We start from the raw sequence: 16,420 nt of genomic DNA, 5'->3' as shown, positions 1-16,420 counted from the left end.
CACGATAAATGTAATCTATTCCGCGAAACGCCTACTTCGCTTTAAAATTATAAACCGGTTTGATCCAGTGCTGGATTTCGACCGTATCCCCGATACGGGAAATGATGTCCTCTGCCGCTTTGTATACGAAAGGTGATTCATCCACAGTCTTACTGCCGACCGATGAGGAGTAGACGCCCTGCATGGAATCCATGAAGGCTTCGACGTCGATGGTTTTACCGGCCTGTGTACGGCTCATCACCCTGCCCGCCCCGTGGGGTGCGGAGAAGTTCCAATCGGGGTTTCCTTTACCCGCGCAGATCAGCGATCCATCCCTCATATTGAGCGGGATGATCAGACGCTCGCCTTCCCGGGCGCTCGTCGCCCCTTTGCGGATAATGCCATTCTCGATATCTATGAAATTATGGATGGAATCGAATGCATCCACAGGCTCGAGCCCTGCAGCTTCGATCATCGCATCCAGCATGGCCTTGCGGTTCGCATGCGCAAACTGCTGGGCGATCGCCATATCATTGATATAGTCGGCAAGGAGATCACCTTCGAGATACGCAAGGTCATCCACCCGCTTGCGCTTCTTCTTGCCGGGATTTAAGAGTTTATGGATTTCCTCATGATGTCCCTTTTCCTTTAAAGAATGAAGCAACTCTTCATTTTCCGGGTTGTTCCGAGTGAAATCTGCAACTTTTTGATGATATGTCGCAATCATATGACCGAGCTTCCTGGAACCGGAATGGACGGTGAGCCAGTGATCGCTGTTTTCATCTACGGCAAGCTCGATGAAATGGTTGCCGCCGCCGAGTGTGCCGAGTGACCGGCTGATGTACTCCTTCTCCTTATCTGATAAAGGCATTGTAAGGTTTTTCGTCCACTCAGCCGGATCGGAATTGGGCTCGGTATGGACGCCTTTGCCGCTCGGCACTTTGCTCCCTACAAGTTTGTCGAACTTATCCAGCGGGACATTGAAATCCGCGAGCTTATAGGACATCATGCCGCAGCCGATATCGACCCCGACGACATTCGGCGACACTTTCCAGTCCTCCTCGGATTCCGGAAGCCGGATCGTCGTGCCGATCGTCGATCCTTTACCGTAGTGTACATCCGGCATGATCCGCACTTTCGCGTTTTCCGTAATATCACTGTCCAGCATCTTTTTGATCTGCTCGACAGTGTTCTCTTCAATCGTTTCAATGAATGCCTTCGCACTACCGTTCCTGCCATGAATCTCCATGATCTTCCCCCTCTCTCGGAAATACCCGGATTCCCGCCTCTTTTGCGAGTGACTCAAGTGCCTTGCTTTCAGGTTCGAAGGCGATGTCTTCATCCGACGTTAGAAAGTCCAGCGCATACTGGACGGTTGCCGCGACACCGAGCTTCAAAACGTCGGTATCGATCTCGAACTTCGGATGATGGTGTCCGGCGCCCGTCCCTTTTTCCGCATTTTCAATACCGATGAAGGCAAAAATTCCCGGGAGGTACTTCTGGTAAAAGGCGAATGGCTCCGAAGCCATCCATGCCGGATAATTGTAGAGCACCTCTTTCCCAAGTGACCGCTCCACCGCTTTGCGGGCGATTTCAGCACAGTCCTCATTATTGTAGACGGATAGATCGATCGCATTCGGTTCCCGTATATATTCATACGAACAGTGATGCAGCGCCGCAATCTTATCAAGCCGCTCCCTGAATTCAAGTTCGCCCCTTTTGCCCTGATCATGATGCAGATACCTGAAGGTGCCTTTAAAGTTCAGGCTGTCGGGTATGACGTTATGATTCGACCCGCCGTTCACGCTGCCGATGGAGAATGTGATGGCCTTGAACGGGTCCAGGGAATTCATACGCATCGATTTCAGATTGTTATAAAAGTCCGTGAAGACATCAAGCGGTGTGCTGGCAAGATCCGGCCTCGCCCCGTGACCCCCGTTGCCGATGATTTTGACATCGAACATGAAAGCACCGGCCATCCTCGGCCCAGGGTCCACCGAAATGCTGCCTGAAGGCATATCCGCTTTCAAGTGGATGCCCCACACGCCGTCCGCACCGATTTCAAGAATCCGGCGCAGTATGCCGACGATGCCGCGGCCGTCCTCTTCACCCTGTTCGAAGGCGAGTATGATCCTGCCTTTGAGGCTCTCCTTCTGCCTTACGAGTATCTTTGCAGCACCGAGCAGCATCGCGGTATGACCGTCATGTCCGCACATGTGTGCTGCATCATCATATTTGGAAACGATCTTTTTCTCTGTCTTCAGGTTAGTATCGTCCTCCTTCATGGGCAGTGCATCGATATCGGCCCGGAGTACAAGTGTTTTTCCGTGAGAACCACCTTCAATGATTGAAATGATGCCGCCGTTCGGGACCACTTCATATCCGAGGTCCATCCCTTCCAGTTCACTGATGATTTTTGTGATCGTCCTTGTTTCTTCACCGCTCACTTCCGGATGCATATGTAGGTCCTCCTGGATACCGACTACATACTCTTCAAATTCTTCAGCCTGTTTCAAAATGACTGATTCTTCAGTTGACATGAGACTTCCCCTCCCAATCCAACGAATTATAATATTGCATTTATGACCATTATACTATAAATGAAAAAATCCCGGCATTGCCGGATCGGCAAGCGGGAAGTCTGTCCAATTTTCATCCAGCTCTATATAGATTTTATTATATATGTTTAAGACCGGTGCGGCATGGATATAAGAAATTATAGATGAGCCGGGAATCATGATCCTCCCAAAAACGTCGAAACTTTCATGATTCCTGGCATTGATTTAATGCACAAAAAAAGAGACTGGATATCCAGTCTCTTTCACAGATAAATAATATAATATATGATATCTAGAGGACAAAGCAGTGTCCTCTATCGGAAGGCGTCGATGAAACGAATATTTATATAGGAATGATTCGTTGACGTCCTTGTTATGTTATCTTCATTATATTTTAATCTGATTCTCATTTCAAGGGATAAAACCTATTTTCTTGATTTGTAATATGATTGTAATATTGTGCAACAATTTATGAGGAAAAGGTCCTTATAAATGCAAAGTGCATATTTAAGAAATGGCTTTACGGTCCTCTGTCAATCTGGAGATGAATTGATCCTTCTTATCCTTGTCCATGCCTTCAACCAGTTTCAATTCACTCATCAAGAACTTTTGAGCCTGCTTCAACAGTCTTTTTTCACTTGAATTCAGCTTCTCTTCTTTTTGCATATGCATTAGAGCATGAACCACTTCGACACATGCTTTCAAGCTGCCTGATTTAATCCTGTCCTCGTTGGCTTTCAATCTCTGCTTCCATGGAAGATCTTTATCCGACTCCTCGGTTTCAATCATCATTATGATTTCCTTCACCGTATCTATGTCCGTAACAGGCCGGATGTTCGACTTGGAAACTTTCTCCTTTGGAATCATCACTTTCATATTATCATCAATCATGTGGATGATATAATACTGCCGCTTCTCTCCCGAGACTTCTTTTTCTTCGATCGCGTCGATCCTGCCTGCACCATGCATTGGATAAAAAATGTTGTCTCCTACTAGATACAAAGTATCGCCTCCATATTCTCACACTTATAAGTATAACACCCAAATCTATTTTAATCAAATTCTCTATATTAACATGCAAAAATAATTCATGTCAATACTTTTATGATATTTATTTGAAGAGTGACATGTAAGAATAAGTACAGTGGAAAATTCACATTTCAAGTGTAGGATTAATTGCTTATTACTCCTCTGTTCCAAGGAGGCAGATTTAAAGAAGGATCTTTTGAAAGATCCTTCTTCGTCTGCTTTATGGCATTCAACTGCTTTTCATTTTAAAGAAATTTCCTCACCAGTTAGAAGTGTAGAAAAGGTTGTACTTGTTGAAGTCCAGGAACTTGGCATGATAGAAATCAGCCGCCGCCTGATCGATATAGCCATGATAAATCCTGTCGTAATCATAGGAACCGAAGAACGGTCCCGGGAAGGTCGGCAGCAGCACGCCGGCTTTTTCCCTGTCGTACCTCACCTCGTTCAAAAGCTGATAGACATCGTCTATCGTCTCATGGTTCAAACCGATCCTTCCGCAGTTCGGGATATCAAAATTCTTTACAAAATACCCCTGCAGGGCGTTGAATTTCCTGTAATAACTGTATTCTATGATTTCCGATGTTTCTTTATCCTCCAAATATAAATACATATCCAGTCCCATATCTCTGCTCCTTAATCTATATAATTCATTTCTTTTAAACTTAAATATCTGCCCGACCCAATTATGATGTGATCCAAAAAGTCGATGCCGATCAATTCTCCACATTCCTTGAGCCGTTTTGTCACTTCGATGTCCTCATGCGAAGGTGTCGGGTCACCGCTCGGATGATTGTGTACACAGATGATGGCCGCAGCACTCCTTTTGACCGCTTCTTTGAATATCTCCCTTGGATGTACTATGGACGTATTCAATGAACCCTTGAATAATGTGTCCTGATGGATGACCATGTTTTTGGTGGACAAGTAGAGCACTACGAAATGTTCCTGGTGGTAGTACCTCATCTTTTCCATCAGCAGCATCGATACATCTTCAGGACTCTTGATGTAGACTTCCTCTTCAAGCGAATGTGTATGCATGCGTATCGCCAGTTCAACCATCGCAAGTATCGTGACGGCTTTAGCCTGCCCGATCCCTTTGATGTTTGTCAGCTCCTGATAAGTGATATCCCTCAGATCCCTGATCGTCTTAAAATCTTTAATGATGTTATTGGCAAGGGTCAGGCTGGATCCCTCCCGGCTGCCTGTATTAATCAGGATTGCGAGCAATTCCTGGTTGTTCAATTTATCTGCCCCGTAGAGCAGCAGCCTTTCCCTCGGTTTATCGGATGAATGCATTTCTTTGATCATCAATGTCATAAAAATCCTCCGGCGTATATTAGATGGATGTCTTCATACATATAAAACACGATCAAAATGCCATTGGTGATGAAAGGCACCAGGGGCACTTTATCGACTCTGTTGCTTTTATACAGATTGATCAGCACGACGAACAAGCCGCCGATCAAATATGTGAATATCAGGATATAAAGGAAAAAGTTCAAAGGTGTGATCAAAGTGAGCACACTGAACAGCTTTATATCGCCATAGCCCACACTGCCGTAGAACAAGTAATAAAATAAATGCAGGACCAGGATTGCCGAGAAGTCACCCAACGGTTCCACATACTGCAGGTTGGTCAAATACAGGCCCGTGAACAAAAATATTAGATTTATATGATTCGGGATGGTGAATGTTTCAAAATCGAAAATGGAGAGCGGGATCAGGAATATAATGATCAGGTAATAGAGTGTCAAATCGTTTAAGCCCAGTTGAAAAAATATCGGCATGATAAAAAGAGTGATCATCGTAAGCTCTACGATGAAGTTGGATATCGGAATCTTTTCCCTGCATCCGCGGCACTTGCCCTTTAGAAAAACGAAGCTCAATATTGGTATCAGCTCATACCACTTCAGTGGTTTCCTGCAACTGTCACAACAGCTTCTCCTGTATAAGAATGAGATATTCCGGGCGGATGTCAAGGCATATACAAATGATGCGCAAACACCGCCCAGTACAATCAATGCAGCCATATCATCCCCTCCTTAAGCGACTAAAAACATCATACTTTCACGTTGAATTGTTGTAAAATCGCAACAATTCAATTTCTGTACAATTTTTTATGCAGAAATCGGATTTTTGATTCAAAAGTCGACAGTTTTTTAATATCTGCACGCAGTTTTTCAATTTCTGTAGTTTTCGATTATCTCGAAATCCAAATAATTAGTACAAATTTAAAAAATGTATATAATTGTAATCAAGAGGTGATGTTTATGGGCTTTTATAAAAATCATGAGAAGGAAATACTTACCATGCATCTGATTTCTCAGATACTCGGAAAGATTAAATTGGAATGTGCACCGCAGGAGCCGCAATGGGAACACGTTATTTTGGAGATTACGACCCGTGGTTTTTCCACAGGCAGTCTGAATTGCAATGATATTCATTTTGAAATTGAAGCGAACCTCGCAGATCATATCATCACCATCAGAACAATCGACAATGAAAACAACATCCAAATGACCGCTGGCAAATCCATCCGGGACTACTATTATGAACTCGTCACTGTAACCCAGGACCTGGGATTGGATATCTCCATCAATACAAGACCGCAGGAGATGATGGCCGCCATCCCGTTCGAGTCGGATACGGAGCACCATCACTATGACCGCGAAACCGCCATTGAGGTGCTTAAATGGTTCCAGTTCGCAAAAGATACGGAAATGAAATTCATCGCGCCGCTCAGGAACAGGAAAGTCCATCCCGGCTTGTTCTGGGGGACTTTTGATGTATCATGCATTCTCGTCTATAACGAATACCGGCCATTTCCGGATGATTCGAAGGTGATCGAGCGGGCAGCGTTCGATGAGCATATGATCGAATTCGGCTTCTGGCTTGGGGATCATGACTTTGATAATCCAACATTCTTTGTCCTGCCCTACCCTTTCGTTAATGGAGAAGAACTGGATGTGACGGGGGATTTCCCTTCAGGTGCTTATTTCAACAAAAGGATGGCTGAATATATAATGGAGATCAAAACCGGTGTCGGCGAAGCGGATGCCGAAATGGTCCTCGATTTCTTCCACGCCTCATTCAAGGAGGCCGCCGCGTATCTCGGTTCGCCAGATCTTGAATATAACTATAAGGATTTGAAGATGGATGATCACACCGGAAATTGATGCTTTCTAAATCAAAAAAAGAGACCTTTTTCAAAAAGGTCTCTTTCTTATTTCTATCCTTCTTTTATCTCGATTGACTTCCGCTTGTTCTTCTCGAGCTTCGGCAGTGAGAGTGACAGTACACCGTCCTTGAAGGAGGCATCGATGTTGTCTTCATCGACGTTGCTGATTGAATACATCCGCTTCACGTTGCTGAAGGATCTCTCCTTCTGGATGACTCTGCCTTCATTATCTTTCGCTTCGTTCATCATATTGTTTTCCGCTTTGATTGTAAGCAGGCCGTTTTCATAGGATACATCAATCGCATCTTTCGTAAAGCCCGGAAGCTCTGCATTCAATTCATAGCGGTCTTCCATTTCCTTGATGTCGGTTCTGACACTCTTCGTTTCCGGGAAGTTACTGAAGAACTGTCTGCCGAAATCCCTGAACATTTCACTTGGACTCATATCAAAGTAATCTCTGTTGAATGGTTTCATATCATAAGCCATAACAAATCACCCCTTAGTATAGAAATTAACTGGTTTTCCTGCTAATTTGCCTTACTAAATCGATTGAATCCAAATACTCTTCCCAACTGCGGAACCCCTCAGCTTCAATAAAAGCGCCGCCGGAGAGTACTTCACTCCTGCAGCTTTCCCCACGTTGCTCCAAATGCTTCAGAGGTGTACCTTTTTCATTGATATACATGTTTTCCAATGCCATACCAACCCCTCCCAAACATTATGATATCTTTTTACAATTATTTTATATCACATTGGTCAAAATAGGTCAATAAAAACGCTTTTGATTTTTTAAATTTTTTTATACGAATGAACTGCCGAGCACGCTGTTCACATCGTTCACCACGACAAATGCATCTTCATCATATTTCTTGATGAGCCGCTTCAACCTGACCAGCCTCGACTTATTGATGACGACATAGAGTATGTCCGTCTCTTCCTTGGAATAAAAGCCCTTGCCATTCACCATCGTCACACCCCGGCCGATTTCGCTGTTGATCAAAGTTCCGAGCGCTTCCGGCTTTGATGATACGATCGTGATCGCCTTCTTCGGGTTCAAACCCTCGATGACGAAGTCCATCACTTTGACTGCCGTGAACATCGCAACGACCGTAAGCAGCACCTGCTGGACTGAAAGCACCGTCAGGCTGAGCAGGATGACGAGCATATCGACTGCGAGTATGGCGTTTGCGATTTTGATGTCCAGATATTTATTGGCGATCCGCCCGATGATTGCAGAACCTGCGGTGGTCGCGCCGATCCTGATGACAAGCCCGTTGCCGAGCCCGATCAGAAGACCGCCGAATAATACATTGAGCATAATCTCATCATTCTCGATTGACCATGAACCGGTCACCCCGAGGAAAAACGACATCATGATGACCGCAAAAATCGTGTAGTACATCGCCCTTTTCGACAGGAATCTGAATCCGATGATCAGCAATATGCCATTTAAGATCAGTGTTGAAACTGCCAGTGGTATGTCGAATGCATAAAAGAAGATGATGGAAAGTCCTGTGACACCGCCCTCACCTAAATTTCCTGCAATCATGAAGACGTTTATACCCACTGAAAATATGAATGCCCCCGCTATGACGGAGAGTATATTCACCAGAGTCTCCAGAGTGATTTTTGGTGTCCGCATCAATTTTATCTTTTCAAAATTAAGTTTTTTATTTTTTCTATTATTTCTCATAATGAACCTCCTCATATGCGCCGTACTGAATACCGCCGACTAATAATAATGTATAAGGCTCACTGAATACAATACTTTCATTAATGTTCCTAATTATTAAATAATTTAAATGCTTTTTTTCTGTCACAATTGGAAAATCCGGACCGATAAAACATTATTTCGTACTAAAATCCTTCGAAATCCGGCGTAATTATGGTACGCGTTGAAATTTATATGTATAATGGAATTAAACTTCAAAAGAAAAGGGGTCTCTTCATGAATGCTCAGCCGCACAGACAAAGCGGGCCCGCGGAAGACAGGATCTGGACCCGGGATTTCGTCTTCGTCTGCCTGGCCAACTTTTTTGTGTTCTTCGGTTTCCAGATGACTTTGCCGACCCTCCCCCTCTTTTTAAAAGAGCTCGGAGGGAATGATCAGCTCGTCGGGCTGATCGTCGGCATATTCACTTTTTCGGCGCTTCTGCTCAGGCCGTATGCGGGGCACGCTCTGGAATCAAAGGGACGGAAGTTCGTCTATATGACCGGCCTTGTCGTCTTCGTCCTGTCGATCGCGAGCTACAGCTTCATCTCAAGCATATTGTTCTTATTCATTTTAAGGATCGTCCAGGGTATGGGATGGGGATTTTCGACCACTGCAGGTGGCACGATCGCAACGGATATCATCCCACCGAAACGGCGCGGTGAAGGTCTAGGATATTTCGGCCTCTCAGGCAACCTGGCACTTGCGCTTGGACCAACACTCGGCCTGACGCTTGTCGGAGTGATATCATTTCCCCAGCTGTTTTTGATATGTGCAGCATGCGGATTGATGGCGCTGCTTTTTGCGTCGAGAATCCGCTATAAGAAAGTGGAGACATCCGAAACGAAGGCGGCAAAGGTCAGGTTCGATATTTTCGAGAGGTCGGCCATAAAGCCGTCCATCCTTCTGTTTTTCATCACGGCGACTTTCGGCGGCATTGCGACGTTCCTTCCGATTTTTGCGATAGAACGGGGCATCCAGGGCATTGAGCTGTATTTCCTGCTGTATGCGGCGTTCCTGATGATTTCAAGGACGTTTGCGGGGAGGATATATGACAGGAAAGGTCACTTATATGTTTTCATGCCGGGGGCTTTTTTGATCTTCATCGCAATGCTGCTGCTCGCATGGCTGCCGAACACCACCGTCTTATTGATCGCAGCTTCCCTTTACGGCCTCGGTTTCGGCAGCGTCCAGCCAGCCCTCCAGGCCTGGTCTGTTGAAAATGCACCTGCCAACAGGCGCGGCATGGCGAATGCCACCTTCTTCTCATTCTTCGACCTCGGCATCGGCCTTGGCGCGATACTGTTCGGCCAGATGGCATTCATGTTCGGCTATGCGTCTATTTATGCCGCTTCCGCTGGTTCCGTACTTATGGCGATGATCATCTACATACTGCTTTATATACGGGCAAAAAGGATGCATGCTTAAAGTTGATTGATCAAAATATGCAGCGCTCATATGAGTGCTGCTTTTTTTTCAGTCAGCTCCTTTGACAAATCACCCTTTCCCTTTTATAATTATAATTCATATTTAATAACTAGGAAAAGAGGAATTCATTTGACCACCAATATTAATACGGTCAGTAAAGTGATGGATCCGGTCCACCGCGATGTGGATGCACTGAAAGATCCGCAGAAACTACTGATTGGCGGCGGTATTTTAGTCAGTTTGGTTTTATTCATATATTTGGCAGTGACGCAGGTGATCATCCAGCCGGTCCTGCTTTTGATTGGATTGCTGCTCGGTTATACATTGTTCCATGCACGTTTCGGTTTCACTTCGGCATTCAGGCGGCTCATGTCGGTCGGCAACGGTGAAGCGCTCAGGGCACATATGCTGATGCTCGGTGCAGCCACTGTATTATTCGCACCGATCCTTGCGCTCGGCCTGTCATTCTTCGGGGCCGAGGTGGCCGGTTATGTCGCACCTGTCGGCGTCAGCCTGATTGTCGGTGCCTTCATCTTCGGGATCGGCATGCAGCTCGGCGGCGGATGTGCGTCAGGGACGCTCTACGCCATCGGCGGCGGCCGCACGGTCATGTTCATCACTTTGATTTTCTTCATCATCGGTACGACGATCGGGGCGGCGCACCTGCCGTTCTGGACAGAGGAAATGCCCTCGATGGGAGAATTCTCCCTCGCGACATCGACCAACCTCGGCTACGGCGGTGCACTGATCGTTTCATTGATCATCTTTGCGGTCATTGCGTATATCAGCAAAGTCGTTGAAAGGAAGAAGAATTCACCGAAAATCGCGCCACTGCCAAGTGCCCGCGGCTGGAAGCGGATCTTCAGGGGTTCATGGCCTCTGTGGGCTGCAGCGATTGCACTCGCGGTGCTGAACGCACTGACGCTGATGACGCGCGGTGAACCGTGGGGCATCACTTCTGCATTTGCACTCTGGGGCTCGAAAGTCGCCCAGTTCATCGGTTTCGATGTGGCAAGCTGGGGCTACTGGCAGGGCGAAGCGGCGACCGCACTGAACTCATCCATATTCGCAGACTCCACGACAATCCTGAACTTTGGTGTCATACTCGGCGCGTTCATCGCATCAGCGGCCGGTGGACTGTTCAAATTCACTAAAATCACCAAAGGCAATTTCATGGCTTCCGTCATCGGCGGCCTGATGATGGGCTACGGTGCACGCCTTGCATTCGGCTGCAACATCGGGGCATACTTCGGTGGCATCGCATCATTCAGCCTGCATGGCTACATCTGGGGCATCGTCGCGATCGGCGGTACATTCCTTGCACTTTACCTGAGACCTTTATTCGGATTATCTGTTCCCAAATCGAATGATTCAGTGTGCTGATCTGAAAAGCAACCTTACAAACTAACCCGACACCTCTTTAAGAGATGTCGGGTTTTTACTGCCTTTGCAACTTTAATCTGTTTCTCAATCTGTTTTCAGCATTGAAGAATAATATTCCGAATACAATACAGATCGTCAAGGTTATCGCTAAGTAAATCATGAGTGGAAAATCGCTGATACCATCTGCAATCACCCAAAAATAGAACATCTGCACCAAAAATATGTGGTAGGAAGCCTGCCCCATTTTCACCAATAATCTGCTGAGAGGATTGGCTGCTTTGAATTGATAGGCCCGGAGCCCGATGATGACCAGTAATAATGTCCAAAAATAGGATGGTGCATGCTGGCTTTGCCAATATCTTTCTATGAAAAATTCCCATTCCTGATAATACACACCCGCGATATAAACCGCACTCAACATTGCCAGGGGGATCAACCATTTATAGTTTATATTTTTAGTGTTCAGAGATAAACAGACGCCTAAAACCAAGGCAAATATATAACGAACGATGATTATTCTGTACACACTTCCCGAAACATCGATCATCATACAGAATACATCCACCAATATACTGATGAAGAATAGAACAATCACACCAGCAGTCAAATTCCTTTTGATCACCATATATATTAAAGGCAATATCAGTGTCGCCTGTATAATGACAGGAATGAAGTAGCTGCCAGGCCCCCATCCGCCGGTAAATAAAGATATCACCAAAGTTTTTAAATTCAATCCATCCATCATTAAGAAGTGGATGATAACCTGAATCGCCCATATAAAAAGAAAGGGATAAACCAGTCTTTCAAACTTTTTATAAAGAAATGAAATGTTATAGAACTGATTGAGACTGACGTAACCTCTTCGCTGAAAAGATTGAGCTGTATTATATCCCGCCAGCAATATAAATACAGGAACAGCCTGCCAAATGTAGAAAGGAGATAAAATGGCAAGCAGCATTTCATCTGGCAGGCTATGTATCAAGATAACGGCAATGATTGCCAGGCCCTTTATAATGTCAATATTGTAATTGCGCTTCTTCATGTTCGTCTCCTTGAAGTTAATGTATAACTGATCATATATTAATTTTCAGAGTGTGACAATTCTAATCTGTCCCCGTCCGTTTTAACCATTCTTTAACTTGAAATTGTTCACCTCGACCTGCACTCTAACTGAGACCTTTACTTGGATTTTCTGTGCCCGAATCGAATGATTCTGTGTGTTTAAATATAAAAAACGGACTGTTAACAGCCCGTTTTTTATATTGATTTTGAAAATCTTTTTGTTATCTCTTTACCAATTTCGATTGAACAGGTTGCTGCCGGGGAAGGAGCATTAAGCACGTGTAGACTATTATTGTTTTCTTCAAAATGAAAGTCATCTACCATGGAACCATCTTTTTTCATTGCTTGCGCTCTTACACCTGCTTCCATAGGTGTTAAATCATCTGCCTTTATAAGTGGAACCAGCTTTTTAGCTTCTTTTACAAAAGCCCTCTTATTGAATGAACGATAATACTCCCCAACAGCTTCTTTTATATTTTTAATACCCATCTTATATAATCCAGGGAAAGTTAAGATTTCTTTGGTTTCATTTATGTCAAATGCTATCTTTTTATACGCTTCTTTTTTGAAGCCGAGTACAGCGTTTGGTCCGACGTCCACTCCGCCGTTTATCATATTGGTAAAATGTACACCTAAAAAAGGAAGTTCCGGGTTAGGAACCGGATAGATTAATGTTTTTACCAAATCAGCAGCTTCTGATTTCAGTTCGTAATACTCACCTCTGAAAGGTATGATTTTGACATCAGTCTCTATCCCTGACATTTCAGCTATTTTATCACTGTATAAACCAGCACAATTAATTAAGTACTTAGCTGTATAGGTATTATCCCTGGTCTTAATTGTTATATTTTGCGAATCATTATTTATAGATCTCACTTCTTCATTAAATATAACTTCCCCATCATTTTTTCTAAAAAGCTCTGCATACTTTTCTGTTACTTCTTTAAAATCTACGATGCCGGTATTTTTAACTAATATACCACCTACTGTATTTACAAATGGCTCAATCTGACGCACCTCATAATCATTCAATAATTCCACATCTAATCCATTTTCGAGACCACGCTGATATAGTTTTTTCATAGTAGGAATTTGATTTTCATCAGTAGCAACAATAACTTTCCCACTTTGTTCATATTTAATTTTATATTTTTTACAGAACTCATACATAGAATTAGAGCCATTTTTTGCAAAAGTTGCTTTAAAGGAGCCAGGTTTATAATAGATTCCTGAATGAATCACTCCACTGTTATGTCCGGTCTGATGCTTTGCAACAGTATCTTCTTTATCTAAAACAATGATTTTTTTATCTGGATGGACTTTTGATAACTGATAAGCAGTGCTCAAACCTATGATACCAGCACCGATAATAATAATATCTGTTTTCATCTTACTTAAACTCCTTTCGTTCTAGCTGATATTACAAGCTTCAGCCACTACCTCAACTATGTGTTTCACTGAAATCTGCTCACTCAAACCTTCCCTTTCAACTCCCAACTGCATTTGAATGTGACAACCTGGATTGGAAGTGATGATGAGATCAGGTCGAGAAATTTTGACATTCTCCATCTTTAAATCTAACACTTTCATTGACTCATCAAAATGAATAATATTGTAAACACCTGCTGAACCGCAGCATAAAGATTTATCTTTCATATCAATATAATTTAATCCTGGAATATTTTTGATGATCTTTAAAGGATCTGTAAAGACCTTTTGAACATTTTCCAGGTGGCAAGAAGGCTGATAAATCGCATTTTTATTGACTGACTTTGTCATGTTCAAATCAATCATGCTCATAATCTCAGATATATCCCGAACTTTAGAAGTGAAATTTAGAGCTCGCTTATGCCATAATGTGCCTTCTTCAAAGAGTTTTGGATATTCCTTAAGCGTTGCCCCACATCCTCCAATAGTATTGACAATAAAATCAAAGTTATATTTTTCATATGCCTCAATGTTTTTCATGGCTTGAACCACTGTATTATCATGTTCTCCCGAGTGATGCTGAAGAGCGCCACAACAGGTTTGGTTTTTGATATTAGTGACTTGTAAGTCATGAGCTTCCATGATTTTAATAGCCAAATCATTAATACGATTAAAGAAAGCTTCCATTATACATCCTTGAAAGAAGCCAACCTGTATATCCTTCTTCCTGAATGGATTGATATTATTGGTGAGTCTTTTGCTGAGTACAATATCTGGCATAGCTTTATTTAAATCGTTATATTTTGATAACGGTTTAAGTATATTCGAATCTGTTACTGTCTTTTTCAGACCACTTTTCTGATAAAAGTATAATCCCTTGTTCATCATTCGAATAACTCTCTTATTTTTCAAAACTATATCAAAAGCTGCTGTCCTGATTCCTCTTTCTTTCAAAGTCATGTCTTTATTTTCTTTAATCACTTCAACTGCTGACATGAGTATATCTCCGTAGCGGACATTGGTTGGACAAATCGTTTCGCATGCTCGGCACCCCAAACATAAGTCGATGCCTTCTTCCATATCCGATATCTCCAGTTTCTCTTCAGCAACTAACTTAACTAAATTTATTCTTCCTCTTGGTGAATGCTTCTCATTTTCAAACGCGATATATGTGGGGCAGACTGGCAGACAATAGCCACATTGTACACAATCAAACGTAGCCTGATAATCTAATTTCTCAATTAATTTATTAGTCATTCCGCAACACTAACCTTTTCTCTCCTGCAATAGGGAATATCTTACTAGGATTAAGTAGGTTCTTGGGATCCAATGCCTGTTTGATAGCTTTTTGAAAAAGAACGCCACTCTCACCCATTTCATTTGTCATAAATGCTCGCTTCATAGTACCGATACCATGCTCACCAGACAACGTCCCACCAAGTGCTATAGCATAATTGAAGATTTCTTCCACTGCATCTTCAACGCGTCCGACTTCCCCTTGGTCCCTCATATTAGTGTTAATTGTAGGATGTAAATTACCGTCTCCTGCGTGGCCAAAGACTACTATATTCAGGTCATACTCCTTTTTTATTTTATCGATTTTTTCAAACATATCAGGAATTTTACTGAGAGGTAATGTTATATCTTCAGAAATTTTGGTATACCCACTCTTAACTATTGCTGGAGATACAAGCTTTCTAACCTGCCATAACTTTTCTTCCTCCTCAGCACTCTCTGCAATTTCAATTTTATCCACGCCTATTTTAGTCAATGCTTCTTTAATAGTTATGAGTTCTTTATCCAATATAGATGGATGACCATCGACTTCAACCAGTAAAATTGCGGCGGCTTCCCTAGGTAAATTTAAATGCGCATAATCTTCTACTCTATTAAGTGAATTATTATCCAATATTTCCATTTTTGATGGCCTCACTCCAGAAGTGAGTATTGCTGAAATCGACTTTCCTGCTGTATATAAATCATCAAATAAAATCATCGCAGTTTTTGTCGCCAAAGGTTTCGGTATTAATCTCAATGTAGCTTCAGTAATAATAGCCAAAGTACCCTCTGAGCCAATAATAAGTTTCGTTAAATCATAACCGGTAACATTTTTAACAGTATTCCCACCTGTATTTATAATTTCTCCACTTGCAGTGACAATTTCGAGACCGAGTACATAATCTTTTGTGACTCCATATTTAACTCCTCTTGGCCCCCCAGCATTTTCAGCCAGGTTGCCACCTATTGTACAGATTGAGGAGGATGAAGGATCCGGTGGATACATCAGGTTATATTGGTCAGCAAGTTTATGAATATCACTAGTTATTACACCAGGGCTTGCTTTTATCAGCAAATCATCGGGAAAAATTTCGAGATAGTGATCCCACTGAGAAAAATCCATTAGAATCCCTTTCTCAACAGGTAGAGGCCCTCCTGACAAACTAGTGCTTGCACCTCTTGGTGTGATAGGCACGTTAAACTTATTTGCCAGCTTTACAACTGTTTGAACTTCTTCTGCGGACTTTACTTGAACTACAAAATCAGGAGTATGTTGCCCGAATGACCCATCGTAACCATAAGAAATTCGATCTTCAATTTTATAAAACAATCTTTCTTCGAATATACTTTCGAGACTGTTCCTTAAATCTTCATACATAAAATCAC

16 protein-coding genes and 1 pseudogene are annotated in these 16,420 nt (G+C 43.1%); 3 read left to right on the top strand and 14 right to left on the bottom strand.

Annotated features, from left to right (window positions below):
• Window positions 1-31: 31 nt before the first annotated feature.
• The 7 genes and pseudogenes from CRN96_RS01735 to CRN96_RS13350 form a co-directional block, all read right to left on the bottom strand.
• A complete protein-coding gene (locus CRN96_RS01735; protein WP_097038510.1) occupies window positions 32-1,228 on the bottom strand; it encodes an RtcB family protein in 1,197 nt (398 codons plus the stop codon).
• Window positions 1,203-2,519 (bottom strand): amidohydrolase, encoded by a 1,317-nt coding sequence (locus CRN96_RS01730; protein WP_097038508.1) that lies wholly within the window; start codon window positions 2,517-2,519, stop codon window positions 1,203-1,205. The genes CRN96_RS01735 and CRN96_RS01730 overlap by 26 nt, the downstream gene beginning before the upstream one ends.
• 525 nt (window positions 2,520-3,044) lie before the next feature.
• Window positions 3,045-3,539 (bottom strand): CarD family transcriptional regulator, encoded by a 495-nt coding sequence (locus CRN96_RS01725; RefSeq protein ID WP_143544271.1) that lies wholly within the window; start codon window positions 3,537-3,539, stop codon window positions 3,045-3,047.
• A gap of 286 nt (window positions 3,540-3,825) precedes the next feature.
• Window positions 3,826-4,188 (bottom strand): hypothetical protein, encoded by a 363-nt coding sequence (locus CRN96_RS01720; protein WP_097038504.1) that lies wholly within the window; start codon window positions 4,186-4,188, stop codon window positions 3,826-3,828.
• Between the two features lie 11 nt (window positions 4,189-4,199).
• Window positions 4,200-4,883: a RadC family protein gene (radC, locus tag CRN96_RS01715; RefSeq protein ID WP_097038502.1), complete on the bottom strand. Its 684-nt coding sequence runs from the start codon at window positions 4,881-4,883 to the stop codon at window positions 4,200-4,202.
• Window positions 4,880-5,320, bottom strand: coding sequence for a prepilin peptidase (locus tag CRN96_RS13355; RefSeq protein WP_245844545.1), 441 nt, complete (start codon window positions 5,318-5,320; stop codon window positions 4,880-4,882). Before CRN96_RS13355 ends, radC begins: the two co-directional genes overlap by 4 nt.
• A gap of 42 nt (window positions 5,321-5,362) precedes the next feature.
• Window positions 5,363-5,596, bottom strand: a pseudogene (locus CRN96_RS13350) (prepilin peptidase); the annotation flags it as partial.
• 240 nt (window positions 5,597-5,836) lie between these two features.
• Between CRN96_RS13350 and CRN96_RS01705 the strand changes: the two are divergent.
• Window positions 5,837-6,742, top strand: coding sequence for a DUF5996 family protein (locus tag CRN96_RS01705; protein WP_097038498.1), 906 nt, complete (start codon window positions 5,837-5,839; stop codon window positions 6,740-6,742).
• Between the two features lie 53 nt (window positions 6,743-6,795).
• Here CRN96_RS01705 and CRN96_RS01700 read toward each other — a convergent pair whose 3' ends face one another.
• The 3 genes from CRN96_RS01700 to CRN96_RS01690 form a co-directional block, all read right to left on the bottom strand.
• Window positions 6,796-7,230, bottom strand: coding sequence for an Hsp20/alpha crystallin family protein (locus CRN96_RS01700; RefSeq protein ID WP_097038496.1), 435 nt, complete (start codon window positions 7,228-7,230; stop codon window positions 6,796-6,798).
• 25 nt (window positions 7,231-7,255) lie between these two features.
• Entirely contained in the window at window positions 7,256-7,444 is a 189-nt protein-coding gene (locus CRN96_RS01695; RefSeq protein WP_097038494.1) for a hypothetical protein, read from the bottom strand.
• A 99-nt stretch (window positions 7,445-7,543) separates the two neighbouring features.
• Entirely contained in the window at window positions 7,544-8,386 is an 843-nt protein-coding gene (locus CRN96_RS01690; RefSeq protein WP_425442505.1) for a YitT family protein, read from the bottom strand.
• 306 nt (window positions 8,387-8,692) lie between these two features.
• Between CRN96_RS01690 and CRN96_RS01685 the strand changes: the two genes are divergently transcribed.
• Window positions 8,693-9,883 (top strand): MFS transporter, encoded by a 1,191-nt coding sequence (locus CRN96_RS01685; RefSeq protein WP_097038491.1) that lies wholly within the window; start codon window positions 8,693-8,695, stop codon window positions 9,881-9,883.
• 162 nt (window positions 9,884-10,045) lie between these two features.
• Window positions 10,046-11,266 (top strand): YeeE/YedE family protein, encoded by a 1,221-nt coding sequence (locus CRN96_RS01680; protein WP_097039650.1) that lies wholly within the window; start codon window positions 10,046-10,048, stop codon window positions 11,264-11,266.
• Window positions 11,267-11,321: 55 nt separating this feature from the next.
• Here the strand turns inward: CRN96_RS01680 and CRN96_RS01675 are convergent, their stop codons facing one another.
• The 4 genes from CRN96_RS01675 to CRN96_RS01660 form a co-directional block, all read right to left on the bottom strand.
• The gene (locus tag CRN96_RS01675) at window positions 11,322-12,308 is read right to left on the bottom strand and encodes an acyltransferase family protein (protein WP_097038489.1); all 987 of its coding nucleotides are present in this window, start codon (window positions 12,306-12,308) and stop codon (window positions 11,322-11,324) included.
• A 215-nt stretch (window positions 12,309-12,523) separates the two neighbouring features.
• Window positions 12,524-13,717, bottom strand: a complete 1,194-nt coding sequence (gene lhgO / locus CRN96_RS01670) for an L-2-hydroxyglutarate oxidase (RefSeq protein ID WP_097038487.1) — start codon at window positions 13,715-13,717, stop codon at window positions 12,524-12,526.
• A 21-nt stretch (window positions 13,718-13,738) separates the two neighbouring features.
• Window positions 13,739-15,013: a (Fe-S)-binding protein gene (locus tag CRN96_RS01665; protein WP_097038486.1), complete on the bottom strand. Its 1,275-nt coding sequence runs from the start codon at window positions 15,011-15,013 to the stop codon at window positions 13,739-13,741.
• Window positions 15,006-16,412, bottom strand: a complete 1,407-nt coding sequence (locus CRN96_RS01660; protein WP_097038483.1) for an FAD-binding oxidoreductase — start codon at window positions 16,410-16,412, stop codon at window positions 15,006-15,008. Before CRN96_RS01660 ends, CRN96_RS01665 begins: the two co-directional genes overlap by 8 nt.
• Between the last annotated feature and the right edge of the window lie 8 nt (window positions 16,413-16,420).

The sequence above is a fragment of the Salinicoccus kekensis genome (genome assembly GCF_900220995.1).
GTDB lineage: Bacteria > Bacillota > Bacilli > Staphylococcales > Salinicoccaceae > Lacicoccus > Lacicoccus kekensis.
Note: the sequence above shows the minus strand (reverse complement) of the source record. Positions and strands in the feature narration are given on the sequence as shown.

Bases quoted from the DNA above. Each gene is read 5' to 3' on its own strand.
- CRN96_RS01665 (WP_097038486.1), bottom strand. From the start codon at position 15,013: ATGACTAATAAATTAATTGAGAAATTAGATTATCAGGCTACGTTTGAT.
- CRN96_RS01675 (WP_097038489.1), bottom strand. From the start codon at position 12,308: ATGAAGAAGCGCAATTACAATATTGACATTATAAAGGGCCTGGCAATC.
- CRN96_RS01735 (WP_097038510.1), bottom strand. From the start codon at position 1,228: ATGGAGATTCATGGCAGGAACGGTAGTGCGAAGGCATTCATTGAAACG.
- CRN96_RS01660 (WP_097038483.1), bottom strand. From the start codon at position 16,412: ATGTATGAAGATTTAAGGAACAGTCTCGAAAGTATATTCGAAGAAAGA.
- CRN96_RS01685 (WP_097038491.1), top strand. From the start codon at position 8,693: ATGAATGCTCAGCCGCACAGACAAAGCGGGCCCGCGGAAGACAGGATC.
- CRN96_RS01720 (WP_097038504.1), bottom strand. From the start codon at position 4,188: ATGGGACTGGATATGTATTTATATTTGGAGGATAAAGAAACATCGGAA.
- CRN96_RS01695 (WP_097038494.1), bottom strand. From the start codon at position 7,444: ATGGCATTGGAAAACATGTATATCAATGAAAAAGGTACACCTCTGAAG.
- CRN96_RS01705 (WP_097038498.1), top strand. From the start codon at position 5,837: ATGGGCTTTTATAAAAATCATGAGAAGGAAATACTTACCATGCATCTG.
- lhgO (WP_097038487.1), bottom strand. From the start codon at position 13,717: ATGAAAACAGATATTATTATTATCGGTGCTGGTATCATAGGTTTGAGC.
- CRN96_RS01730 (WP_097038508.1), bottom strand. From the start codon at position 2,519: ATGTCAACTGAAGAATCAGTCATTTTGAAACAGGCTGAAGAATTTGAA.
- CRN96_RS01690 (WP_425442505.1), bottom strand. From the start codon at position 8,386: ATGCGGACACCAAAAATCACTCTGGAGACTCTGGTGAATATACTCTCC.
- radC (WP_097038502.1), bottom strand. From the start codon at position 4,883: ATGACATTGATGATCAAAGAAATGCATTCATCCGATAAACCGAGGGAA.
- CRN96_RS01700 (WP_097038496.1), bottom strand. From the start codon at position 7,230: ATGGCTTATGATATGAAACCATTCAACAGAGATTACTTTGATATGAGT.
- CRN96_RS01680 (WP_097039650.1), top strand. From the start codon at position 10,046: ATGGATCCGGTCCACCGCGATGTGGATGCACTGAAAGATCCGCAGAAA.